This is a genomic window from Paenibacillus montaniterrae, from assembly GCF_018403185.1.
Taxonomy (GTDB): Bacteria; Bacillota; Bacilli; order Paenibacillales; family Paenibacillaceae; genus Pristimantibacillus; species Pristimantibacillus montaniterrae.
The window spans coordinates 1-255 of record NZ_BOSE01000059.1 but is presented as its reverse complement, the minus strand read 5'-3'; the positions used below and the strand labels follow the sequence as shown (position 1 = coordinate 255).

Annotated in this window: 1 rRNA gene; it reads right to left on the bottom strand. The window is 52.5% G+C overall.

The features are described from left to right. Positions 1-255, bottom strand: a 23S ribosomal RNA gene (locus tag KJS52_RS27150); the annotation flags it as partial.

Here is a 255-nt window from a genome sequence, read left to right as displayed (position 1 = left end):
CCGCGTTCGCTCGCCGCTACTGACGGAATCACTTTTGTTTTCTCTTCCTCAGGGTACTTAGATGTTTCAGTTCCCCTGGTATGCCTCACGCTAGCCTATGAATTCAGCTAACTGTAACTGTCTATTATAACAGCTGGGTTTCCCCATTCGGAAATCCCCGGATCGACGCTTGCTTACAGCTCCCCGAGGCAGTATCGTTGTTCGCCACGTCCTTCTTCGGCTCCTAGTGCCTAGGCATCCTCCGTGCGCTCTTAC